The organism is Clostridium sp. N3C, assembly GCF_900095445.1.
In the GTDB taxonomy this organism is placed as follows: Bacteria; Bacillota; Clostridia; order Clostridiales; family Clostridiaceae; genus Clostridium_AU.
In genome coordinates this window covers 76,209-98,511 of the sequence record NZ_FMJL01000004.1, presented here as the reverse complement: position 1 = coordinate 98,511, position 22,303 = coordinate 76,209, and the positions used below count along the sequence as shown (strand labels likewise).

Genomic DNA, 22,303 nt, shown 5'->3' with positions numbered 1-22,303 from the left:
AGGTTATTATGCTGGTAAAAAAGATAAAATATATTTATAATTTAAAGGTATATAAAATATATAAGGAGTGACTGCTATGGCCTTTTATACGGATATTTCAAATTATTATGATAAAATATTTCCATTATCTAAAGCTACAGTAGATTTTTTAACAGATACTATTGGTAATCCGCCGAAGAATATTTTAGATGTGGCTTGTGGGACAGGACAATATGCCTTGGAATTAGAAAAGCAAGGATATAATTTAAAGGCAATAGATCTAGATAGTAAAATGATCGAAAAAGCTAAAGATAAGGAAAGCAACGTAGAATTTATGCAAGGTAATATGCTTAATTTAAGTAAGAAATTTGATGAAGATAAGTTTGATGCAATATACTGCATAGGTAACTCTTTAGTTCATCTTGATAATTATAATGAAATTGAAAGTTTTTTCTTAGCTCTTCGAAAACTATTGGTTGATAGCGGAGTTTTTGTATTTCAGATAATAAATTATGACAGAATACTTTCTAAGAAAGTTACATCTTTACCAACTATAGAAAATAAAGAAGTTCCTTTAAAATTTGAAAGGCTCTATAATTTAGATGAATCATCAGGAAAAGTCAAATTTAAAACTATTTTGCATGTTGAAAACAACGAAATTATAAATGAAGTAAATTTAATTCCCTTGCTCCATGATGATGCAGTATCTATGTTAAAAAAGTCTGGGTTTAATGAGATTAAAACCTATGGGGATTTCAAGAGAAGCGGTTTTGATAAGGAAACTTCTTACTCTTTAATTGTAGAGGCAAGGTGATAGCTTAAAAATCTAAAGTATCATAAAATAATAAATAATTCGCTAGATTTATAATATACTAGCGGATTATTTATTATCAGTATCTTTTAACTGAAAATTAAAGAATTTTATTGTAAAGCAAGCTCTTTTAGGGCTTCTATTTTTTTTATTTTAAATGTAGATAAATGAAAATTAATTACTCCTTCATCTCTTAACTTACATATTTCTCTAGACATAGAAGGCCGTGATACGTTTAAAAAACTGGCTAGCTCATTTCTATTTAAGGATAAAGTTATATTAGTGTCACCAGTCTTTTTATATTGATCCCATAAGTAAGCACAAATCTTACTTCGGATACTTTTTATTGAAAGATATTCAACCTTTTTATTAAGAAAAAATGCTCTATCTGATATTATTTTTAACAAATTTTGCAATGTTTTAGTATACCAAGAATTATGGCTATTACCACTGTCTATAAGAGAAGAATTTCTAATAAGCAAGACTTTACAATAATTTTGAACCTTTACCGTCACTGGCCAGCTGTGATGACTTGAATAAATAAACATTTCTCCAAATAGGTCTCCTGCTTTTGCAATAGTCATAATAAATTCATCTTGAGCTTTTTCCTTTAGAATAGTTGCTTGACCTTCTAGAACTGTTCCAAAGTATTCAATTGCATCACCAGTATTTACTATGTATTGATTTTTACTATATTCATTTATTTTAAAATTTATGTTTTCTAGCATTAAAGAAATTTCTTCATTTTCCAAATTGCAAAATAAATCTGAAGTTTTAAGTATGTTAATATATTTATTCAATTGCCAACACCAACCTTTTTGTATCTGGAGATACTGAATTACTTTAATAGTTATAATATAATTAACTATGAGAAAAGTAAAGAAAAATGCAAGAATACATATAGAGGATGGGATATTATGAAAAGAAATATCATTTCAATAGATGAAGAAAAATGTGTTGGTTGTGGCCTGTGTGCAAGTAGTTGTCATCAAAGCGCTCTAAAAGTAATAGATGGAAAGGCAAGGTTAATATCAGAATCTTATTGTGATGGATTAGGAAAGTGTATTCCTAAATGTCCAATGGGAGCACTTAAAGTAATAGAGAAGGAGGTTGATGAGTTTAATAATCATCAAAGAGAGGAAAGTAAAAGTCAAATTAATAAGCCTTTAATAGAATTTTCTTGTCCTTCTATTCAAACAAAGGAGTTTAAGAGAAACAATGTGGAAGTAAAAAATAAGGAACATTATGAGGTTAAATCTGAATTAAGGCAATGGCCTTGCCAAATTAAACTAGTACCGGTAAATGCTCCGTATTTTCAAGGGGCTAAACTTTTAGTTGCAGCAGATTGCACCGCTTATGCAAATGCAAATGTTCATAGTAAATTTATGAAAAATAGAATCACATTAATTGGATGCCCAAAGCTAGATAATGTTGATTATTCAATAAAGTTAACAGAAATAATAAAAAACAATGACATAAAAAGTATTATGGTTCTCAGAATGGGTGTTCCTTGCTGTGGTGGTATAGAAAATGCAGTAAAACAAGCTCTTATAAATAGTGGTAAGATAATTCCCTGGAGGGTAGTTGTTATTTCAACGGATGGAGAGATAATAGAAGAATAGTATAAAAAGATACAGGAAAAGACTCTATGAATTAAGTAACTTAATTTTAAAAATATATCCATAGAGTCTTTTTTATTTTACTCAACTTCAAGATATGTAACAATACCATTAGCAATAGCCTTGGCTAATATTTCTTGGTATCTACTATTATTAAGTATAGTTTCATCTTTGCTATTACTTATGTATCCAAGTTCCACCAGAATAGCTGGTGCCTTTGAAGCACGGAGAACTAAGAAATTATCAGCTTTTACCCCTCTATCCGCTAGTTTTCTTGTTTTAACTATTTCTGATTGAACCTTTTCCGCCAAAGCTTTACCACTAGTGCTAGCTGGATGGTAATATGTTTCTGTACCGCTAACTTCAGGAGAATCACAACAGTTTAAATGTATACTTATAAATAGATCTGCGGAATTTTTGTTAGCAATATTTGCTCTAGCTATAAGATCTTCATTTATATCTGTAGAAAAAACTGTATCATCTTCCCTTGTATAAATAACTTTCATACCTTTTCTTTCTAAAACTTTACCTAACTTTAGAGTTACATCTAAGGCAATATCTTTTTCTAAAGTACCCTTGGCACCTATAGAACCGGAGTCATAATCTCCATGACCAGGATCTAATACAATAGTGTAACTATGAAACATAGAAGGATTATCTTTTTCCTTAGTTTCACTATTATTATTTCCTTTATTTATTGAATTTGGGGAGGATTTACTTTGATAATTGTAGTTGCTGCTTGTGTCAGTTGAAATAGTCAATGTATTTTGGGGATTGATTTCTGAAGGTTCACTAATTTTGCTTATCAATGCTACAGCTACTAAAAAGAAAATTACAATAAAAATTCTTGATAAAGATTTCCTTTTTTTACTCATAAGTTTTTTTATCTCCCTATCTCTAAGTAAATAACTAATGGATTTTCAATAAGATTTTTGCTTTTATTATAACACATAATAGTGTATTAGAATAAGCATAAAAAATAAGGTAGAGCTAATATAAAGATAGCTTTTGGGTCAATGTGGCCTTAAAGGAAAAATAAAAATAATTTTACTTATTGTAACTCTAATGTTAAAATTAATAGTTGAAGTTTGATATTCAATTATAATAGTAAGGGATGAGGGGTATTATGGAAAGTAATTTTAGTTATTGGAAAAGAGGACTTTGTGATGGTATACCTATTGCATTGGGATATTTGGCAGTGTCCTTTACCTTTGGTATAGCAGCAAAGGAAGCAGGGATCACAGTTTTGCAAGCTGTAATTATGTCTGCTACAAATCTTACTTCTGCAGGACAGTTTGCAGCCCTTGGATTGATTAGAGTTTCAGCAGGATATTTTGAGATGGCTATTACCCAACTTATTATAAATTTAAGATATAGTCTTATGTCTTGTGTATTGTGCCAAAAACTAAGCAATAAGACTGCATTTATACATCGTTTTTTTGTTGCCACAGGTGTTACTGATGAGATATTTGGAATTTCTGCTCATTTTGAAGGTAAGTTAAATCCTTATTATACCTATGGAGTAATTAGTGTTGCTGTACCAGGATGGACACTAGGAACTTTTTTAGGTGTATTGTCTGGTAATTTGTTACCGGATAGAATTCTTAGTGCATTAAGTGTAGCACTTTATGGTATGTTTTTGGCGGTCATTATTCCGCCTGCTAAAGAAAATAAGATTATAGCTGGAATTATATTGATTTCTATGTTGCTCAGCCTAATATTCACAAAACTACCATTGCTTAAGCTAATATCACCTGGTTTTAAAATTATAATACTGACTGTAGTAATTGCGGGAATAGCAGCTATTTTATTTCCTGTGGAGGAGGGGGATATCAATGGGGAATAATGTATACATATATATTTTAGTTATGGCCCTGGTAACTTATTTAATTAGATTACTACCGCTAACATTCATACAGAAAGAAATTGAAAATAAAACTATTCGTTCCTTTTTATATTATGTTCCTTATGTTACATTAGCTCTTATGACCTTTCCTGCCATCCTTACTGCTACAAGCAATCAATGGTCTGGATTGCTTGCACTTATTACTGCTATTGTATTAGCTTATAGAGGGGCTAACTTATTTAAAGTTTCAATTGCTTCTTGTATTGTAGTTTTTATAGTAGAGTTATTTTTATAATATAGATACCTAAATGAATTTATAAAAATAGAAAGATGAATTATTTCAACATAAGAGCTTATGAACATATATTATAAATATGTCAAATTAGATTACTGAAAGGAAACTGATTGAAAAATTATAAAAACTTAGGGTGAAGTGGTTCTTTGTATATAGAAATAAAAACAAAAAATTACTGAAGGTGTGTGCCATGGAACAGGTTATGAATAAAATTATATCATTATTTTTGATTATTTTAGTAGGGTTTTATGGTAGAAAAAGAAAGATAATTGATGCTAATTTAACCAATGGATTATCAAAGATGCTCCTTGAAATAACAACTCCATTACTTATCATTTCTTCCTTTAATTTTGATAGAAGTTCTGATTTAGCTTGCAATACCATTAAGGCATTTATTTATGGAATAATTATTTTTATAGTAACTCCATTAATGGTAAAGCCTTTTTTAATAAAAATTGAAAGGGGAAAAAGAAATGTATTGCAATTTGGGCTAGTTTTTTCTAATTGCGGATTTATTGGAATCCCCTTAACAGCTGCAGTGTTAGGACAAGATGCTGTTATTTATGCAGCTATATTTAATATGTGTTTTAATTTATTTATTTGGACTTATGGAGTTACGCTTTTTAATGATACTTCTGACTTTAAGGATGCTAAAAAATTACTTAAGAATCCAGGAATAATTGCTGTGTTTATTGGTTTGTTATTGATGGTGTTTTCTATAAAGTTGCCACCGGTTTTAAAGGATACAATAGAGCTTGTTGGTCATCTTACAAGTCCTATATCCATGATCATTATAGGAAGTTTGTTAGCATCCATAGATTTTAAAGCTGTAATTAAAGATAAGACTATTTACTATGGATCTTTTATAAAGCTTATTATAATTCCAGCAGTACTATATGGGATTTCTATTTTAATTTCTGATCATTCCTTGGTAATGAAAACCTATATTTTAATTCAAGCTATGCCAGCAGGGGCAACTACATCTCTTTTTGCGGAAAGATTTAATAGGGAAAAAGAATATTCGGCTCTTGTGGTTTCCTTTAGTACCTTGCTTTCCATTATTACTATTCCAATAATTATTACTTTGTTATTATAATTAAATATTGCATTTCTTTTTAGAAATTGAAGTTTTTAAGCAAGAAAGATCTGGACTAATAAGATAAAAGATTACTAGGTAGCAAAGAAATATAGATATTTTCAAATAATAAAGAAGAACTATAGAGATTATTTCTCCATAGTTCTTTCTATGTTAATCAACTTTTCCACCTTCAATTACAAGATTTTCTTCAAATTCTGAACCGTAGACATTTAAAAGAGTTTCTTCGTAAGCTTTATGAATGAAATTTTCCTTTCCTAAAGCTTCTAATTCTTTGTTTATCCAATCAAGAAGTTCTTTATTTCCCTTTGCTACAGCAGGAGCTATAGTATCTTGACTTCCAATGGAGGCAACTCCAACAACAAATCCAGGATTTTCTTTTGCCCATGCAATAACTTCTGTATTATCGTTTAGTATAGCATCTCCACGGCCATCTTTTAAAGCTTGGAATATTTCTGAGTATTGATCAAACTTTACTAAATCTACATCTGGATGATTTTTAGTCATGTAAGTTTCAGCGGTGGTACCCTTTGCTACAATTATTTTCTTACCCTTCATTTGATCTTCAGAAGTAATTGGTGATCCTTCTGGGGATACAAGTCCTAAAGATACCTTCATATAAGGATTTGCAAAATCAACCTTTTCTTTTCTTTCTTCAGTAACGGTGAAGTTTGCCATTATTATATCAACTTTATTAGATTCCAAGAATGCAACTCTACTAGCAGCATCTACAGTTACAAATTCAACCTTTGATTCATCTCCTAATAAATCTTTTGCAAACCTTCTTGCTATATATACGTCAAAACCTTGATGCTTACCTTCAGAGTCTACATAACCAAAAGGGGCTTTATCCCCGAAAACACCAATTTTTATAGTACCTCTTTCTTTAATTTTTTCTATAGAGCTAACATTGTTTTCCTCTTTTGATTTGGATGAAGAGCAGCCTGTAAAGCCACCTACTACTATGGTACCTAGAAGTAAAACTGATAAAAGCTTTTTTAGTTTACTCATAAATTCATCTTCCTTTCTTTTTTTATATTATTGATATTGAAATATATTTAGAAAGTGCTTAGCACGTTCCGTCTGTGGGTTTGTAAAAAATTGCTCAGGATCGGATATTTCACAAATTTTACCTTCATCCATGAATACTATTCTGTCAGCCACTGATTTTGCAAAACTCATCTCGTGAGTAACAATTACCATAGTCATTCCTTCTTTAGCTAAATTCAAAATAACATCTAAAACTTCTCTTACCATTTCTGGATCTAGTGAAGCAGTAACTTCATCAAAGAGCATTACTTCAGGATTCATACATAAAGCTCTTACAATAGCAATTCTCTGCTTTTGCCCACCTGAAAGCTGTCGAGGATAGTAGTTTTTTCTATCTAGTAAGCCTACTTTTTTCAAAAGTTGTTCAGCTTGGGCTAAAGCTTCTTCCTTATTTCTCTTCTGAACTTTTAAAGGACCAAGAAGTATATTATCTATAACTGTCATATGAGGGAATAGTTCATAGTTTTGAAAAACCATTCCTATTTGCTCACGTACTTCTTGCCAGTTAGTATTTTTATCTGTCAGATCCTTATTTTTGAAAATAATTTGGCCACCTTGTATTTTTTCTAAGCCGTTAAGGCATCTTAAGAAGGTACTTTTTCCACAACCGGAGGGTCCTAAAACAACTAAAACCTCTCCCTTGTGCAAAGTAAGGTTTATGCCTTTTAATATTTCTTTATCATCAAAATTCTTTTTTAGTTCTTTAACTTCAATTAATACAGAATTATTAGTCGTATTTATAGTAATCACCTCAACTATTCCATTTTCTTTCTAGTTTTTTAGATATTTGAGATAGGGGGTAGCATATTATAAAATATAATATAAAAATCAACCCATATACCCAGAAGGCAGCGGTAGGGTAGTCAAATCTAGTAGTTTCTATGATTTGCTGACCTACTTTAACCACATCCGTTACACCTATTAGAACTACTAAAGAAGTGGTTTTTATCATTCTAGTAGCCAAATTAATAGTTCCTGGAACCATTCTTCTTATGGCTTGTGGAATTAAGATATATCTGTATAGTCCTATAGTGCTTAAACCAAGAGCTTTTCCAGATTCTATTTGATGCTTAGGGAGGGATTGTATAGCACCTCTAACTATATCGCCCATCTCAGTAGCTCCCCACAGTGTAAACACTATAATTGAAACTACTTCACCGCTCAAATCAATATCTAGTGCTGTTGTAACACCAAAATAAAATATATAAAGCCAAACCAAAAGAGGTACTATTCTAAATAACTCAAGGAATAAGCGGTTAATAAATAATACAATTTTTAATTTAGTGGTCCTACTTAGTCCAATTGTAATCCCTAGGATTGTACCCAAAATAATAGATATAAATGCAATTTTTGAAGTTATCCATAAACCTTCAAGTAACCTAAGAAAGTATTTTCCTTCAAAGAATACATTAATTCCCGAATTCTGCATAACGCACCTTCCTTTCCAGCCAGGTTAATAGGAAGGAAAGAGGTAGTATCATTATTAGATAACTAGCTACCAGTAGAATAAGGGCTTCATTTGTCTTATAGTACATTCCTATTAAATCCTTAGCTACGTTCATTACATCTAAAATAGATATAGCACCTAAAATAGAAGTTTCTTTAAGTAAGAATATGCAGTTTGCACTTAAAGAAGGTAAGCTTACGGAAAAGGCTAGAGGAAGTATTACATATCTTATAAGTTGAAATTTAGAAAGTCCTATACTTAAACCAGATTCGATTTGTGACCTACTTACAGCCTCTAAACCACTTCTAATGGCTTCTGCCATATAACTACCTCCTAAAAAGGAAAGGCCTATAATGGCGCAGGTAGTTTCACTCCATTTTATACCTATCTTAGGTAGTCCAAAATATAGGAAAAAAACTTGTACAAGCAATGGGGTATTTCTTGAAAGTTCAATGTAAGCTTGTACAATATGTTTCAGAACTGGAGTTTTTAGATACAAAACTATACTGCAAAAAATTCCCACTATAAAGGAAATAGCTATACCTAAAAAGCCTAATTTTAAAGTTAACCGTATTGCTTTTTCGTATAAAGGCAAACTTTCTACTATAAAAGTCCAATTTAAATTCATAATTCATCGCCTTTCAATTACATTTTTTAGAACATATATACAAGGGTTGTACCAAGTAATGGATCAAAACATACTAAACATATCGGAAAAGCTTATTTAAATTATATATGAATTATATATGGATGTCTTTTTTTTGTCAATATAATTATTTATATTTGTAAGTAAAAACAAAGCTTCCATCCTAAGTAAGTGGATGGAAGTGTATGCTAGTACTTTTACTATATTAAAAAGATTAGGATTTAACTACTTCAAAGTTATCCTCAACAAGTAGCCAATTTTGAGGGAAGGAAATACCCAACTTCCAGTAGCTAACTCCTCTTAATCCTAATTCTTTAACTAAATCAAATTTTGCTTGAATAGAACGAGCATCTTCAAACCATACTTCATGTTCTTTGCCGTCTATATCTCTGTAATTGAAATGTGGAGCTTGAGCTTTAGTGTCGTAGCTTATGGCTACATTATTCTCATATGCCAATTGAATAGCCTGTTGTGGGCTAATAGCTCTTGCATACTCACCACCAGCAACAAAGGGGAGGGTCCAGTCGTAGCCATATAAGTTTTGGCCCATCATAATTTTGGAGGCGGGTATTTCTGTTAATGCATATTCGATTACATCTCTTACCGGACCTATTGGGGAAACTGCCATAGGTGGTCCACCACTGTATCCCCATTCATAGGTCATTAATACTACAAAATCTGCAATTTCACCATGGGCTCTATAATCATGGGCTTCATACCAAGGTCCTGCTTGTGTTGCGCTTGTTTTCGGAGCTAGGGCTGTAGAAAGTAGCAAACCTTCAGCAGATAATCTGCTTTTAGCTTTTCTTAAGAAATTATTATAGTTTTCCCTTAATTCTTGGGGCAAATATTCCATATCAAAATGTACATCACTAAAGTTATATTGATTAGCTGTAGAAATGATATTGTCTAGTAACTTATTTTGAATTTGCTCATTAGTTAAGATTATCCTACCTAATTCTGCACTAAATTGACCTTCTTCCAGATTAGTTACAACCATCATCAATGTAGCATTATTGCTTCTGGCGATAGATGGAAAATCATTTAAAGGTGGAGCTTTTAGTGAACCGTCCCTTTGAATTTGATAGCTAAAGGGGGCTAAGTAAGTTAAATGAGGTGCAGCTTTTCTTGCTGATTCTTCTAACGCTGCTGAAACTGTACCTCCTAATGGTTCTACATAAGCATTAATCTCTGCTTTTCTTTTAGGTCTAGGAGGAATATACAATCTTTGGCCAATTTGGAGAGTTTGGTTAAGGGGAATTCTATTTACTTCAGCAAGGGTTTGAAAGCTTACTCCATATCTACGACCAATGCTGTATAAACTGTCTCCGGGCTGAACCCAATGATAATTTCCTATAATAGGTATTACTAATGTTTGCCCCACAACTAATTGGTTTGGATTTGCTACTTCATTTGCCCCTACAATGGATCCCACTGTAGTGTTGTATAATTGAGCAATTTCAAATATAGATTGTCCTGGTTCAACAACGTGAATCTGCATAGCATCTCCTTCTTAACATAAAACTTACCTATATCAGTATATGATAAAGATAAAAAAAAGTACTAACTAACTTAAAAACCAAATAGTGTTTTAATAATTAGTATTTTATATATATGTATATTAATGTATAATTAAAGGTGTAAAAACAGGTAAACCATATACAGATAGAAAGGAGTGATCCATATTGATCGAAGTAATAGGATTAAGCAAAGAATTTAAAAGCACAAAAATTAAAGGTTCTAAAACTATAAAAGCAGTTGATAGCATTAGTTTCAAGGTTGAGCAAGGGGAAATTGTAGGTCTACTTGGGGAAAATGGAGCTGGTAAAACTACTACACTAAGAATGATTGCAACTATGCTTAAGCCAACAGGGGGTACCGCATTGGTCAATGGATATGATATAGTTAATGATCAAAAGAAAGTTAGGGGAGAAATAGGTATACTCTTTGGAGGAGAAGTAGGATTATACGATAGACTAACTGCTAGAGAAAATATTAGATACTTCTCAGAACTTAATGGTATGGGAACTAAAGAAACTATGAAAAGCATTGATTATCTAGTAGAAATGTTGGATATGGAGGACTACATAGATAGAAGAGTAGGAAAGTTTTCTAGGGGAATGAAGCAGAAAGTTGCTATTGCAAGGTCTATTGTTCATAATCCTTCTGTTATGTTATTTGATGAGCCCACCGCAGGATTAGATGTAACAGCAGCAAGAATTGTACAAGACTTTATAAGAAAATGTAAGGAGGATAATAAAGCTATCATTTTTTCAAGTCACAGTATGTCTGAAGTAGAGAGAATTTGTGATAGGGTTATTATTATTCATAAGGGTAAAATCATTGAAGAGGGTACTGTAGAGGATCTTAAGAGGAAATATAAGAATGATAATGTGGAAGATATATTTATGCAGTTAGTAGGTGATACTGATGGGAAGTAAAGTAAGTTGGATAGTCTTTAAGAAGGAACTTAAGGATTTGTTTAGAGATAGAAAGACTATAATATCAAGTATATTAGTGCCTATTGTTATATTTCCTCTTTTGTTTTTTGTAATGGGTAATAGTATAGACAATATGTCAAAAAAGGTTGAGGAGAATATAAATATTGCTATTAAGGACAAAGGACAAGGTAGTCAATTAGTAGATTTTATAAAGGAGCAAAAAAATATAAAAGTAGTTGAGTCAACGGATTTAGATGAAGACATAAAGAAGGGTAAGATATTATTGGCTATTGAGATACCAGAAAACTTTGATGAAAGTATTAAAAATGAAAAAAACGTTAATCTAAAAATGATATATGATAATTCAAGTCAATCCTCACAAATTGCTGTTGAAAATTTAAATTTGCTTATAGAAGGATATTCTAAACAAATTGTTGAGCAAAGACTGAGGGCTAGAAATATAAGTGGAGAATTTTTAAATCCTATTAATGTGGAAGTAGTTACTACAGAAAATGAAGAGGATGGCTTTGGAAAATTAATGTTATCTTTAATGCTACCTCTTTTACTGATAATATACAGTATAGTTGGTCCAATGGGAGCAGCAGTGGATTTAGGAGCAGGTGAAAAGGAAAGAGGTACTCTTGAACCTCTCTTAACTACACAGGCAGGAAGATTATCATTGTTATGGGGTAAATTTTTTGCTATAACAGTGATGGGATTCTTGAGCACCTTGTCTTCCTTGTTAGGTCTCTATATTGCAACAAAACAGAACAAGGGAATATTTTATGGAGGTGCAGGCAGTCTTGATATAAAAACTATAATACTAATTGGCTTAATAACTTTATTATTAACTATGTTGTTTGGAGCTCTAGAGTTAGCTATTAGTATATTTGCGCGATCTTTCAAAGAAGCACAGACATATATATCACCGCTTATGATAATAGCTTTTCTTCCAACCTATGCAACATATATGATGGATGCTAAAAATATAGAAAATTTTTTCTTCCATATTCCTTTAGCAAATGTATCTTGTATTATAAAAGAATTAATATCAGGCATATATAACTACACTCATATAGCTATAACATTTGTGTGGATTGCAGTATATATAGTAGGATCTATATTATTTGCAAGATATATGTTTAGTAGAGAAGAGGTTATTTTTAGAACATAAATTATGAAGATTGAGAGAAGTGATAGCTAAATTAACAAAGAGAAACCTAGAGGTAAATTTCCTCTAGGTTTTTATATAGTTTGTCGAAATATAGTATAAATTGTAACAAAATGCAACAGTAATTCATAATATGGATTTAGGAATATAAAATGAAAAATTTTAGAATAATTTTATAACAAAGGAGAGAGGATTTGTGAAAAAGTCTTTTTCCAAGTGTTTTTGCAAATGTGATAATTGCTGTTATAAATTTTGCAAGTGCTGCGAAAAAATCGACTGTTGTTGCGATTTTCATAAATTAGATAAGAAAAAGATAGATTTTAAGGTTCCTATATTAATAATTCTTGTAATTTTAATTTTATTGCTTTGCCAAGAAGATAAAAAATCCTTTTGCTAGTTTTCAAGTCATAAATTTAAGCAATAATATCTAATTAAAATAGAGAGTAGTTGGACTAGTGGGGGAAAACTACTCTCTTATATAAGGGAACATTCTAAATTATTTGACTATAATTTATTTTTTATTCATATAAGGTGTTTTTGATATAAGGTATTAAAGAGCTATACTTTTATTTTATAAAATTACTTTTGAAATCAAGTAAATTTATTACAATTAATCCTTGCTATATATCGAAAATCTATATATAATATATATAGATTTTCGATATATAGAAAGGAGTGCTGATATGTCAATTAATAAAAGTCTTCTAACAAGTAGTACTACTATGCTTATACTTAAATTGCTTGAAGAAAAAGATATGTATGGCTATATGATGATTGAGGAACTTTCTAAGCGTTCGGATAACACTTTTTCTTTAAAAGCAGGAACCCTTTATCCTTTATTGCACAGCCTTGAAGAACAGGAAATAATTGATTCTTACGAGGAACAGGTTGATGGTGGGAGAGTTAGAAAATACTATTCTATTACCAAGAAAGGAAGAAAAGTGTTAGCGGAGAAAAAAGAGGAGTGGAAAGAATATACTACTGCGGTTAATAGAGTTTTGCAAGGAGGCGGAAGTTTTGCATAAGGATAGTAAAATAAGTGATTACTTAAAGGAAGTTTGCAACCAGATACGATGGAAGAAAGCCCATGATGTAATCTCAGAAGAATTAGAAAATCACATAATTGATCAAAGAGATGCTTTTATACAAATGGGAATGGATGAGTCAACGGCCACTGAAAAAGCAATTAAGGAAATGGGAGATCCTATATTAGTTGGTTCTGAGCTTGACAGAACTCATAGACCTAAAACTGAATGGAGTATAATTGCTCTAACGGCATTTTGGCTTTTCCTAGGTTTGACCATACGAATTATTGTAATTGATAATTCTATGTCTTCTACATTAACAGCAAATATTGTATGCACTATTATAGCTATTTGTTGTATGATTATTATGTTTTTTTTAGATTTTACCTTTATAGTTAAACACAGCAAAGGAATTTACATTGGAGTGATTTTGCTTATTTTTGGTGTTTATTTTGGATACAGTAATGTTTATGGATACAGTCCTCATGTTAGTTTTTTATTTATGCTTTTACCAACAGTCTATGCGGCTATAATATACAACTTAAGAAATAAAGGCTACTATGGAATTATTTTGAGTTGGTTGTATTTTATTATACCCTTATTTATCGGTATTTTTTTAACTACTATTTCAAGCATAATGATATATGCCTTTGTTTGCTATAGTTTAGTTACCTATGCAATCATTAAAGGGTGGTTTAATATAAGTAAAATAAAAGCAATATTGTTTTATTATGTTCCCAGTATTTTAATACTACCAACATTCCTTATAAATAATGCTTATAGGGTTCGAAGACTGGAAAACATTTTTAATCCTTCTTCTACAGATCCAACGGGTGATGGATATATCTATAGTATATTGAAAAATATGATTAGACATTCAAATTTTATAGGTATTGGTGACTTGGGGGGAGATTATCTAAGACAACTTCCATGTCAAGATACTGATTACTTCTTAACTGCACTAATTTATAAATATGGGTGGATATCATTTGCAGTTATTGTAGCAGTAATAGGAACTTTTCTAATTCGCTCAATTAACCTTTGCTTAAAACAAAAAAGTGTGGTGTCAAGACTAATTACTTTATCAATATTAAGTACTCTTATTATGCAAGCCTTGCTTTATATTTTTAGTAATTTAGGAATAATTCTAATTAGTCCTTTAACACTACCATTAATATCCTATGGAGGTACAAGTATAACAGTAAACATGGTCCTTATAGGAATAATGCTTTCTGTTTTCAAGTCTGGTGATATAGTTAAGGATAACTCAAAATCCTTAAAGCATAATAAAATTTTTCAACTTATAGACGGAAAAATAGTTATTGATTTACATATGGATTAATAAAATTATTACTAATGTTATTAAATTACCTAAATTAATATTAAGATTCAGTATTATTATCAGCGGCCTTTGGTCGCTATTTTTTATAGATTATTTTATAAAAAGTATCTTTTTATGTGATAATTAATTATAATAAAGTTATGATTTAATTCGATGAATAGGAGGGAAACATATGAAAAAAATTAGTATAGGAAAAGGAAAATTAACAGCTTCAGAAATTTCTCTTGGTTGTATGAGAATTTCTGAGCTTTCAGTTAAAGAAGTATCTAATCACGTGAATACAGCTTTGGAGGAAGGTATAAATTTTTTCGAACATGCTGATATATATGGTGAAGGTAGATCTGAAGAAATATTTGCTGAGGCTGTAGATATGAGACCGAGCATACGAAGCAATTTTATTTTACAATCAAAATGTGGTATAAGAAAAGGTTATTACGATTTTTCAAAGGAGCATATTATAAATTCAGTAGAAGGTAGTTTGAAGAGATTAAGAACAGAGTATATAGATATATTATTATTACATAGACCGGATGCCCTAGTGGAACCAGAGGAAGTTGCTGAAGCTTTTGATATTTTATACAGCAGTGGAAAGGTAAGGCATTTTGGCGTAAGTAATCATAACACAATGCAAATTGAGTTACTTTCTAAGTATATTAAACAGGAACTAATTGTTAATCAACTACAGTTAAGTGTTACAAATACTGGAATGATTGATGCTGGCTTAAATGTAAATATGAAAAATGAAGCTTCTATCAGTAGGGATGGTAGTATATTAGATTACTGTAGGCTTAAAGATATAACAATTCAAGCATGGTCTCCTTTTCAGTATGGTTTTTTTGAAGGTGTTTTTATAGATAATCCAAAGTTTCCAGAATTAAATGCAAAACTGCAAGAAATTGCTCAGAAATGGAACGTAACAAGTTCCGCTATTGCTATAGCCTGGATATTGCGCCATCCTGCTAAGATTCAGCCTATAGTAGGGACTACAAATAGTGAACGATTAAAAGAAATCTGTAAAGCATCTGAAGTTAATTTAACTAGAGAAGAATGGTATGAAATATATAGAGCTGCAGGTAATAAATTACCGTAGCATAGTGTACAAATTATAAAGCAATTTTCAAGATATACTTAGGTTACAAAGATTTTAACTTAAATTAAATAAAAAGCCGCTAGTTTAACTAGTGGCTTTTTGTTCATAACAATATTAGCAACTTTTTATGTCATTGATTTAAAATAAGTTAGTATCAAAGCAGAAAACCATTATATATTAGATTAGCTCATCCATTTTAGTCATCCTATAATCTACATATTGAAAATCGCTGGACACGTACCATTTATAAGCAGATTTTAGGCCATCCAATAGTGTAATAGCTGGGACATATAGTTTATCCTCTATTAATCTTTCTATTGAAAGTAGGTAGGTCACATCTCTAAAAGGAAAGTAGCATCGTGCTTCCAAGTCAATTTCATTAACATTTACTTTTTTGATTATAGGATCTATATTTATAGCTTTTCCGCAAGTTAATACTAAAGTTTCCCAGTCTATAATATCTGGATTAGTAACATTATATATTCTATTGTGAATGTTACTGATCATAGCACTTTCGCATATTCTAACGAAATCATTAATATGTAAAAATTGAGTTTGAGTATTATTACCCCAAGGAATAGGTATAGCTTTTTTATTTATAATTCTATGAAAAAAATAGGCTTCTCTATATAAATTGTTGTATTCTCCGTAAATGTAAGTAGGCCTAAGAATTATGTAGGGGATTTTACTGTTGATAATGAAGTTTTCTGCTTCTAATTTATTCGTACCGTAGATACCCCAATTAGGATTAAATCCTTTTTCTGCAGATTCAACCAGTATATTGTTACTTTGTTTATAAACTGCACCAGAAGAACAAAATATATATTTTTTTAATTTACTTAAATCTAAAGAGTTTAACAGAAGTTCTACATCTTCTTTTGTATAGGCAGAGATATCAAATACATAATCATATTTAATATCATGTAAAGACTTTAGTAGTTCATTTAAGGATTTTCTGTCACAGATAATATGATTTCTATATCCTGTGTAATCAATCTTGCGTATCCCTCTGGTCAAAATATCCACATTATGATCTTTTTTTATCAAATATTTTGCCAGTGAACTGCTGACGAAGTTTGTACCACCCATAACTAAAATAGTAGACAACTTGCAATCCTCCTTTATTAAATTATGCTACATTATAATATTATAATATCATATATAGTATATTATAAACAGCTTAAATGTGATATACTATATATAAAAATTCTAGATATTTGTTAAAAAGAATATAAAAAAGCATCAAGCCTAGGCTTGATGCTTTGTATGAATTTTATATTAGAGAGCATAAAACCATGATGCTCTTTTATTAAATTACTGCTGTCTATACTGAGGTTCTTGTTGTTCAATGTATTGTTGTCTGCCCTTTAGAGTTTGCAAAGCGCTGTCTAAATTTTTTGCTATTGCTTGAAAATCTTTTTTTGCTTGCTGATCTTCTGTTTCAAGAGCGAATGTTTTCATTGTAGCACAAGCGCTTTCAATACCTGCAATAGCTTGCTGCATCTGAGTTGCTACTGTCATAATTTTCACCTCCTTTCAAGTAAAAATCATTAAAAGGCAACCTATCATATTTCTATAGACACTGCATGTGCTATGCATGGGATACTTTCCTTCTGTTGATAGGATAGAGGCGAATGTAGTGCTCCAGTAGCTACAATCAAAATTCTTTTTAGCTCTCCTTCTCTCATTCTGCGTAAAAAATGGCCGTAAGTTACTGTAGCTGAACAACCGCAACCGCTACCACCTGCAAAAACTGGTTGATCCTTACCGTATATCAACATTCCACAATCTGTAAATGTTTCCGGTGGTATTTCTAAACCATGTTTAATTAGTAATTGTCCAGCAATTTTATGGCCTACACTTCCTAAATCTCCTGTGGCAATTAAATCGTAATAATCTAGAGGTAAATTTAAATCCCTAAAATGAGCTTCGATGGTATCCACTGCGGCAGGAGCCATGGCACTTCCCATATCAAAAGGATCGCTAAGGCCCATATCTACAATTCTACCGATAGTTGCAGCTGCAACTTTTGGTCCGTAACCACTGCTAGACAATAGGGCAGCACCAGCTCCTGTTACAGTCCATTGTGAAGTAGGGGGTTTTTGACCTCCATATTCTGTTGGATACCTAAATTGCTTTTCTGCAGCTATATTATGGCTAGAGGCTCCAGTTACTATATAATTTGCAGCGCCACTGTCTACTATTAAAGAAGCTAATGATAATCCTTCCATAGAACTAGAACAAGCACCAAAGATTCCTAGGTAAGGCATACCTAATGTACGAGCAGTAAAACTGCTAGATATTATTTGATTCATTAAGTCTCCGCTAATAAAAAAGTTAACATCTTTCTTTTTTACATTAGCTTTACTTATTGCGGTTTCACAAGCTTGCTCTAACAGTTTTTTTTCAGCCTTCTCGCAGCTATCTTGTCCTAGCCAAACATCTTGATGAAGTACATCGAAATCATCTGCTAAAGGTCCTTTACCCTCGAAAGGACCACCGATGGCCGCTGATGCAAGTATTGTAGGTTTAGTATTGAATACCCAAGTTTGATGTCCTTTTAACATTTAAATCCCACCTAACGATCTAATAATTAGTTTTATAATTGCCACAATAAAAGCAGCCACCGTACCAAAAACAATTACGGACCCAGATAGTTTGAACATATTACCACCAACACCTAAAACATATCCTTCTGTCCTATGCTCAATAGCCGCAGAAGCCATAGTGTTTGCAAAACCTGTTATAGGGATAGCTGTCCCTGCACCAGCCCATTGACCAAGGTGATCGAAAATCCCTAAGCCTGTAAATAGAATAGATAAAATTATCAAAATAGCCATAGCAGGATCGCCAGCAGTATCCTCAGTTAAGTTAAAATACTTAATGAAAAACCATTTTAATAATTCACCAAATACGCAAATAGACCCACCTACAATAAAGGCCCTAAAACAATTTCTTAACACTGGTCGCTTTGGAGCAATTTCTTTAGCCAAATCTTGATATTCCTGTTGAGTAGGGGTTAACTTTTTCTTTTTCTTTTTCTTATTTGACATAAAGTCACCACCTTCTAACTTAATAAATAAGGTTCAAGTTTATTTATCAAAACTTTTAGTTTGTCTGCATTTTTAGTATACATTTCTTTTGCGTTTTTATCCTCTGTTTCAAGAGCATAGGAAAGTAAATCTGCATGACATTGTTGAAGATTCGCATATAACAATTCTTTCACCTTAGGTTGTGGTACTTGGACTGAATCATCAAATAAATCTAAGTATAAATCACCGGAAGAATCAACTTGACCTATAAACACATTATCCAAAGAAACTCCAGCTTTAGCTAATTCTACCTTTAACCAAGCTCTATTTAAACCGCGATTAGCTAGGGATTCATCTAATATATTACCATCTAATATTACAGTTTGTGGTTCTGATTTTGGAGCAACCTTTCTTTGTAAATCATGAGCAGTAATAGGTTTCTTATCAGATTTAAGCATCACATTTATTTCACCAGTGGATTCCATAACAGCAAATTCAACGTCCGCTAAGTTGAAGATATTTTTTGATCGTAATTCTCTTAAAAGCTCCTCACCAGTTAATCGTACTTCTTTTAAATTTTCCTCCATAACCTTACCATCTTTCATTATTATGGTTTCTCTTCCGTTAATGGCATCATGCAAGGCCTTACTCTTTAAGGATAAGAAGTCTAAGCTGAAAAATAAGGCAAACCATGCAGCTAAAGCTATGATAGAATGTGTAATGTTGGGGACGAAACCTAAAGTGATAAGGGTGATCATTAAGGCAATTATTGTATAATTAACAAACTTATATGGGGTTATTTTTGATAAACTACCTCTACCTAATAGTCTGATCAAGAGGATAGTTAAAGCGAACATAGCAATAGTTCTTATAAGTACAATTATCCAATTTTCCATTCTTCTCACCTACTTAATTACCTTTATATTGAGGTTCTTGGAATTCAAGTACCTTTATTCTGTTTTCCAGGTCTTTTATAACTTCATTAGTTGTATTTAAAGCGGACTTATAAATTTCTTTTTCTTCTTTATTGCTACTTTGTAGAGAGTAAACTTTCAATGTACTTTCTACACCTTTTAAATTAGCCAGTGTTTGCTTTACATTTGCTGAAACTGTCATAAAAACCAACTCCTTAAATAATTCCTGAATCTATTATTTGATAATTTAGAAAGTAATATAACTTCAACATAAAGATTTTCAATGGTAAATTTAACTGCTAATAGTTTTTTACATAACTATTTTTCACAAAAGATTTTTAATTATTCAAAATAAAAAAGCAATGTGTTGGACATTGCTTTAGCAAATTACAGAAGGGTTTTGTGGATTTATTTAATGTATTATTGCAAAAGTATAGCCCTTAGCTTTTATCAATTCTATTATAGTTGGCAGTGCATCTACTGTTGATTGTTTCATAACAGAATCGTGCATTAAAATTACAAGATTTTCATCACGACTTTCGGCACAGTCAATATTGTGGCTTATAGTGTTTAATTGCTCTTCTGTTGATACATTATGTTTTAATCCGTCATGATTTTCAGTATTCCAATCAATAAAATACATGCCTTCACATATTAGTTTATCTTTCATTGATTTTTTCCAATTTTCGAAGGAACCACCGGGAAACCTTACAACTCGTGAAGAAGAGGGAGAACCTAAAATTTTTACAATGGTTTTTTTTGTTTCATTTACCTCATCTTGAAATGCTTCAGTATTTACTTTGTTATTTGGATATATTTTTTTATAATCGTGACTGTAGGTATGGTTTGCTATAGCATGTCCTTCGTCAAAAATTCTTTTTAAAATTTCAGGGTAGCTATTAGCATTACATCCTAATACAAAAAATGTAGCTTTCACATCATGAGTTTTTAAAATTTCTAATATCTGAGGTGTTACTATGGGGTTTGGTCCATCGTCAAAGGTTAAAAAAGCATATTTTTTTCCCTCACTTCGGCCATAGGTATAAACTTCTTCTGCAGCAACGGAAGGAAAGGATTTTTTTATTTGATTATCCTTTGCTGAGTTTGTGATATCATTTTTTCTTGGGAAATTGGTAGTAGCATTGAAAAGATTTTTTTCCTTTGATTGGTGTACTAATAGGAAATCATAAATAAGAAGTATAGGTATTGAGAACAGTAAAATTGTTAAGAAAAGTATTGATAATTTGCAACGTTTTTTAATTGTGCATCGGTCTTTCTCCTGCAAATTATATCCCTCTTATAAATTGATCATTCAGCATTAGTATATTGTTATATGCTATGGAAGTTTACAGAGTTCTATTAAATAATAGGAAAATAATTTAGAAGAATTTAGATATTTTTATATATTAGCTCTGTAATAAAATTACCATTATAAGCATAAATAGTTATAGGGGTGATTGGTATGGAGATTACAAAAAGCTGTTTTAAATGTGGAAGTGTAGTATTTAATTTGAATCAAAGGTCTGGTGAATATGATGCCATATGTTCTGAATGTGGCACTGTTGTAGCTAATATAAAACTGGATAAGTATGAGACCCTAGAAAATATCTGTAGCAAATGTAATAGTAAAGAATTTAAAGCTAGAGTGAAAAAGGACAAGGATTTGGAAATTTGGACTGTAGAGTGTGTAGTATGTAAAAAGTCACCGGATAAAAAGTATGTGGATTTAGATTTGAAGGAAATTGATGAAAAAACAAGAGAAAACTTAATATTAAAGGATACTATTGAAGAATTAAATCATAGAATTGAAGAATTAGAAAGCGAATTAGCAAGTTTAGCTTATAGAGTAAATGCAGAAGATGTGACCTATGATTTAAGTTCTTAAACATAATATTGAGCCGAGGTTAAACGGCTCATTTTTTATACTTATTAAGCGAAAAAGGAGATAGAAGTTAATATTGCTTAGCTATGGTACCTTTAATTATGATGTGATACTATATATGCAGTAAATATTTATATGGTATTACACTAAAGGAGGAATTAAATGGACTGGGAAATAAAACATTTTAAAGATCTATCTCCAGAAGAACTGTACAATATTTTAAAACTGCGAAGTGAAATTTTTGTAGTTGAACAACAGTGTATATATTTGGATTGCGACGATAAAGATAAGGTTTCTTATCAACTATTTAGAAAAAATCAACAAGGTGAAATTATTGCTTCAGTGAGAATATTACCTAAAGGTATATCTTACAATGAATCATCCATTGGCAGGGTGGTAGTAAGAAAAGATTATAGAAGAAAAGGAATAGCTTCAGAAATGATGAAAGTAGCTATGGAGTTTATTAAGAGAGAATTTAATGAAGGGACTATTAGAATATCAGCTCAATTATATTTGTTAGAATTTTATAGAAGTGTAGGATTTTTGCCAGTGTCAGAGCCATATTTAGAAGATAATATACCACATATTGAAATGCTTCACAGAGAAGGGTAAAAGCA

Annotated in this window: 27 protein-coding genes; 13 read left to right on the top strand and 14 right to left on the bottom strand. The window is 31.2% G+C overall.

Going from position 1 to position 22,303, the window contains the following annotated elements; all coding sequences use genetic code 11:
• Positions 1–76: 76 nt before the first annotated feature.
• Positions 77–793, top strand: coding sequence for a class I SAM-dependent methyltransferase (locus N3C_RS02915; protein WP_074364578.1), 717 nt, complete (start codon positions 77–79; stop codon positions 791–793).
• A 107-nt stretch (positions 794–900) separates the two neighbouring features.
• On the opposite strand, the gene N3C_RS02910 is transcribed toward N3C_RS02915, so the two are convergent.
• Positions 901–1,590, bottom strand: a complete 690-nt coding sequence (locus N3C_RS02910; RefSeq protein WP_074364577.1) for a Crp/Fnr family transcriptional regulator — start codon at positions 1,588–1,590, stop codon at positions 901–903.
• Positions 1,591–1,707: 117 nt separating this feature from the next.
• Here N3C_RS02910 and N3C_RS02905 point away from each other — a divergent pair, with 117 nt between their 5' ends.
• Positions 1,708–2,412, top strand: coding sequence for an ATP-binding protein (locus N3C_RS02905; protein ID WP_074364576.1), 705 nt, complete (start codon positions 1,708–1,710; stop codon positions 2,410–2,412).
• Positions 2,413–2,489: 77 nt separating this feature from the next.
• On the opposite strand, the gene N3C_RS02900 is transcribed toward N3C_RS02905, so the two are convergent.
• Positions 2,490–3,284 carry an N-acetylmuramoyl-L-alanine amidase family protein gene (locus N3C_RS02900; RefSeq protein WP_074364575.1) on the bottom strand — a complete coding sequence of 265 codons (795 nt, stop codon included), beginning with the start codon at positions 3,282–3,284 and terminating at the stop codon, positions 2,490–2,492.
• 251 nt (positions 3,285–3,535) lie between these two features.
• Between N3C_RS02900 and N3C_RS02895 the strand changes: the two genes are divergently transcribed.
• The 3 genes from N3C_RS02895 to N3C_RS02885 all read left to right on the top strand — a co-directional run bounded on the left by N3C_RS02895 (position 3,536) and on the right by N3C_RS02885 (position 5,646).
• The gene (locus N3C_RS02895; RefSeq protein ID WP_074364574.1) at positions 3,536–4,255 is read left to right on the top strand and encodes an AzlC family ABC transporter permease; all 720 of its coding nucleotides are present in this window, start codon (positions 3,536–3,538) and stop codon (positions 4,253–4,255) included.
• A complete protein-coding gene (locus N3C_RS02890; RefSeq protein ID WP_074364573.1) occupies positions 4,245–4,550 on the top strand; it encodes an AzlD domain-containing protein in 306 nt (101 codons plus the stop codon). Before N3C_RS02895 ends, N3C_RS02890 begins: the two co-directional genes overlap by 11 nt.
• Before the next feature lie 190 nt (positions 4,551–4,740).
• Positions 4,741–5,646: an AEC family transporter gene (locus tag N3C_RS02885; protein ID WP_074364572.1), complete on the top strand. Its 906-nt coding sequence runs from the start codon at positions 4,741–4,743 to the stop codon at positions 5,644–5,646.
• 153 nt (positions 5,647–5,799) lie between these two features.
• Here the strand turns inward: N3C_RS02885 and N3C_RS02880 are convergent, their stop codons facing one another.
• The 5 genes from N3C_RS02880 to N3C_RS02860 all read right to left on the bottom strand — a co-directional run bounded on the left by N3C_RS02880 (position 5,800) and on the right by N3C_RS02860 (position 10,290).
• A complete protein-coding gene (locus N3C_RS02880; protein WP_074364571.1) occupies positions 5,800–6,657 on the bottom strand; it encodes a cysteine ABC transporter substrate-binding protein in 858 nt (285 codons plus the stop codon).
• 27 nt (positions 6,658–6,684) lie between these two features.
• On the bottom strand, positions 6,685–7,437 hold the full coding sequence (locus N3C_RS02875) for an amino acid ABC transporter ATP-binding protein (RefSeq protein WP_074364621.1): 753 nt from the start codon (positions 7,435–7,437) through the stop codon (positions 6,685–6,687).
• A 10-nt stretch (positions 7,438–7,447) separates the two neighbouring features.
• Positions 7,448–8,125 (bottom strand): amino acid ABC transporter permease, encoded by a 678-nt coding sequence (locus tag N3C_RS02870; protein ID WP_074364570.1) that lies wholly within the window; start codon positions 8,123–8,125, stop codon positions 7,448–7,450.
• Positions 8,106–8,771, bottom strand: a complete 666-nt coding sequence (locus tag N3C_RS02865; protein WP_074364569.1) for an amino acid ABC transporter permease — start codon at positions 8,769–8,771, stop codon at positions 8,106–8,108. The genes N3C_RS02870 and N3C_RS02865 overlap by 20 nt, the downstream gene beginning before the upstream one ends.
• Before the next feature lie 232 nt (positions 8,772–9,003).
• A complete protein-coding gene (locus tag N3C_RS02860) occupies positions 9,004–10,290 on the bottom strand; it encodes a LysM peptidoglycan-binding domain-containing protein (RefSeq protein WP_074364568.1) in 1,287 nt (428 codons plus the stop codon).
• Positions 10,291–10,474: 184 nt separating this feature from the next.
• Between N3C_RS02860 and N3C_RS02855 the strand changes: the two genes are divergently transcribed.
• The 6 genes from N3C_RS02855 (at position 10,475) to N3C_RS02835 (ending at position 15,858) form a co-directional block, all read left to right on the top strand.
• Positions 10,475–11,230, top strand: coding sequence for an ABC transporter ATP-binding protein (locus N3C_RS02855; RefSeq protein ID WP_074364567.1), 756 nt, complete (start codon positions 10,475–10,477; stop codon positions 11,228–11,230).
• Positions 11,220–12,404 (top strand): ABC transporter permease, encoded by a 1,185-nt coding sequence (locus N3C_RS02850; RefSeq protein WP_074364566.1) that lies wholly within the window; start codon positions 11,220–11,222, stop codon positions 12,402–12,404. Before N3C_RS02855 ends, N3C_RS02850 begins: the two co-directional genes overlap by 11 nt.
• Before the next feature lie 193 nt (positions 12,405–12,597).
• Positions 12,598–12,798, top strand: a complete 201-nt coding sequence (locus N3C_RS14815; protein ID WP_143312583.1) for a hypothetical protein — start codon at positions 12,598–12,600, stop codon at positions 12,796–12,798.
• Between the two features lie 286 nt (positions 12,799–13,084).
• Positions 13,085–13,426 (top strand): PadR family transcriptional regulator, encoded by a 342-nt coding sequence (locus N3C_RS02845; RefSeq protein ID WP_074364565.1) that lies wholly within the window; start codon positions 13,085–13,087, stop codon positions 13,424–13,426.
• A complete protein-coding gene (locus tag N3C_RS02840) occupies positions 13,419–14,768 on the top strand; it encodes an FtsW/RodA/SpoVE family cell cycle protein (protein WP_074364564.1) in 1,350 nt (449 codons plus the stop codon). The genes N3C_RS02845 and N3C_RS02840 overlap by 8 nt, the downstream gene beginning before the upstream one ends.
• 172 nt (positions 14,769–14,940) lie before the next feature.
• Entirely contained in the window at positions 14,941–15,858 is a 918-nt protein-coding gene (locus tag N3C_RS02835) for an aldo/keto reductase (protein WP_074364563.1), read from the top strand.
• Between the two features lie 177 nt (positions 15,859–16,035).
• Here N3C_RS02835 and N3C_RS02830 read toward each other — a convergent pair whose 3' ends face one another.
• From N3C_RS02830 to N3C_RS02800, 7 genes are all read right to left on the bottom strand, one after another.
• Positions 16,036–16,965 carry an NAD-dependent epimerase/dehydratase family protein gene (locus tag N3C_RS02830; RefSeq protein ID WP_074364562.1) on the bottom strand — a complete coding sequence of 310 codons (930 nt, stop codon included), beginning with the start codon at positions 16,963–16,965 and terminating at the stop codon, positions 16,036–16,038.
• 207 nt (positions 16,966–17,172) lie between these two features.
• The gene (locus tag N3C_RS02825; RefSeq protein ID WP_074364561.1) at positions 17,173–17,379 is read right to left on the bottom strand and encodes a DUF1657 domain-containing protein; all 207 of its coding nucleotides are present in this window, start codon (positions 17,377–17,379) and stop codon (positions 17,173–17,175) included.
• 44 nt (positions 17,380–17,423) lie between these two features.
• Positions 17,424–18,425 carry a stage V sporulation protein AD gene (gene spoVAD, locus N3C_RS02820; RefSeq protein ID WP_074364560.1) on the bottom strand — a complete coding sequence of 334 codons (1,002 nt, stop codon included), beginning with the start codon at positions 18,423–18,425 and terminating at the stop codon, positions 17,424–17,426.
• Positions 18,426–18,911, bottom strand: a complete 486-nt coding sequence (gene spoVAC, locus N3C_RS02815) for a stage V sporulation protein AC (protein ID WP_074364559.1) — start codon at positions 18,909–18,911, stop codon at positions 18,426–18,428.
• A 14-nt stretch (positions 18,912–18,925) separates the two neighbouring features.
• Entirely contained in the window at positions 18,926–19,786 is an 861-nt protein-coding gene (locus tag N3C_RS02810; protein WP_074364558.1) for a DUF421 domain-containing protein, read from the bottom strand.
• 13 nt (positions 19,787–19,799) lie between these two features.
• Positions 19,800–20,006, bottom strand: a complete 207-nt coding sequence (locus N3C_RS02805; RefSeq protein WP_074364557.1) for a DUF1657 domain-containing protein — start codon at positions 20,004–20,006, stop codon at positions 19,800–19,802.
• 210 nt (positions 20,007–20,216) lie between these two features.
• Entirely contained in the window at positions 20,217–21,089 is an 873-nt protein-coding gene (locus tag N3C_RS02800) for a polysaccharide deacetylase family protein (RefSeq protein WP_074364556.1), read from the bottom strand.
• Positions 21,090–21,266: 177 nt separating this feature from the next.
• Here N3C_RS02800 and N3C_RS02795 point away from each other — a divergent pair, with 177 nt between their 5' ends.
• Positions 21,267–21,689 carry a hypothetical protein gene (locus N3C_RS02795; protein ID WP_074364555.1) on the top strand — a complete coding sequence of 141 codons (423 nt, stop codon included), beginning with the start codon at positions 21,267–21,269 and terminating at the stop codon, positions 21,687–21,689.
• 159 nt (positions 21,690–21,848) lie between these two features.
• A complete protein-coding gene (locus N3C_RS02790) occupies positions 21,849–22,298 on the top strand; it encodes a GNAT family N-acetyltransferase (RefSeq protein ID WP_074364554.1) in 450 nt (149 codons plus the stop codon).
• Positions 22,299–22,303 lie beyond the last annotated feature (5 nt).

Coding starts and splice junctions, on each gene's coding strand:
- N3C_RS02915 (WP_074364578.1), top strand. CDS start 77: ATGGCCTTTTATACGGATATTTCAAATTATTATGATAAAATATTTCCA.
- N3C_RS02905 (WP_074364576.1), top strand. CDS start 1,708: ATGAAAAGAAATATCATTTCAATAGATGAAGAAAAATGTGTTGGTTGT.
- N3C_RS02900 (WP_074364575.1), bottom strand. CDS start 3,284: ATGAGTAAAAAAAGGAAATCTTTATCAAGAATTTTTATTGTAATTTTC.
- N3C_RS02895 (WP_074364574.1), top strand. CDS start 3,536: ATGGAAAGTAATTTTAGTTATTGGAAAAGAGGACTTTGTGATGGTATA.
- N3C_RS02890 (WP_074364573.1), top strand. CDS start 4,245: ATGGGGAATAATGTATACATATATATTTTAGTTATGGCCCTGGTAACT.
- N3C_RS02885 (WP_074364572.1), top strand. CDS start 4,741: ATGGAACAGGTTATGAATAAAATTATATCATTATTTTTGATTATTTTA.
- N3C_RS02880 (WP_074364571.1), bottom strand. CDS start 6,657: ATGAGTAAACTAAAAAAGCTTTTATCAGTTTTACTTCTAGGTACCATA.
- N3C_RS02870 (WP_074364570.1), bottom strand. CDS start 8,125: ATGCAGAATTCGGGAATTAATGTATTCTTTGAAGGAAAATACTTTCTT.
- N3C_RS02865 (WP_074364569.1), bottom strand. CDS start 8,771: ATGAATTTAAATTGGACTTTTATAGTAGAAAGTTTGCCTTTATACGAA.
- N3C_RS02860 (WP_074364568.1), bottom strand. CDS start 10,290: ATGCAGATTCACGTTGTTGAACCAGGACAATCTATATTTGAAATTGCT.
- N3C_RS02850 (WP_074364566.1), top strand. CDS start 11,220: ATGGGAAGTAAAGTAAGTTGGATAGTCTTTAAGAAGGAACTTAAGGAT.
- N3C_RS02845 (WP_074364565.1), top strand. CDS start 13,085: ATGTCAATTAATAAAAGTCTTCTAACAAGTAGTACTACTATGCTTATA.
- N3C_RS02835 (WP_074364563.1), top strand. CDS start 14,941: ATGAAAAAAATTAGTATAGGAAAAGGAAAATTAACAGCTTCAGAAATT.
- N3C_RS02825 (WP_074364561.1), bottom strand. CDS start 17,379: ATGACAGTAGCAACTCAGATGCAGCAAGCTATTGCAGGTATTGAAAGC.
- spoVAD (WP_074364560.1), bottom strand. CDS start 18,425: ATGTTAAAAGGACATCAAACTTGGGTATTCAATACTAAACCTACAATA.
- spoVAC (WP_074364559.1), bottom strand. CDS start 18,911: ATGTCAAATAAGAAAAAGAAAAAGAAAAAGTTAACCCCTACTCAACAG.
- N3C_RS02810 (WP_074364558.1), bottom strand. CDS start 19,786: ATGGAAAATTGGATAATTGTACTTATAAGAACTATTGCTATGTTCGCT.
- N3C_RS02805 (WP_074364557.1), bottom strand. CDS start 20,006: ATGACAGTTTCAGCAAATGTAAAGCAAACACTGGCTAATTTAAAAGGT.
- N3C_RS02795 (WP_074364555.1), top strand. CDS start 21,267: ATGGAGATTACAAAAAGCTGTTTTAAATGTGGAAGTGTAGTATTTAAT.
- N3C_RS02790 (WP_074364554.1), top strand. CDS start 21,849: ATGGACTGGGAAATAAAACATTTTAAAGATCTATCTCCAGAAGAACTG.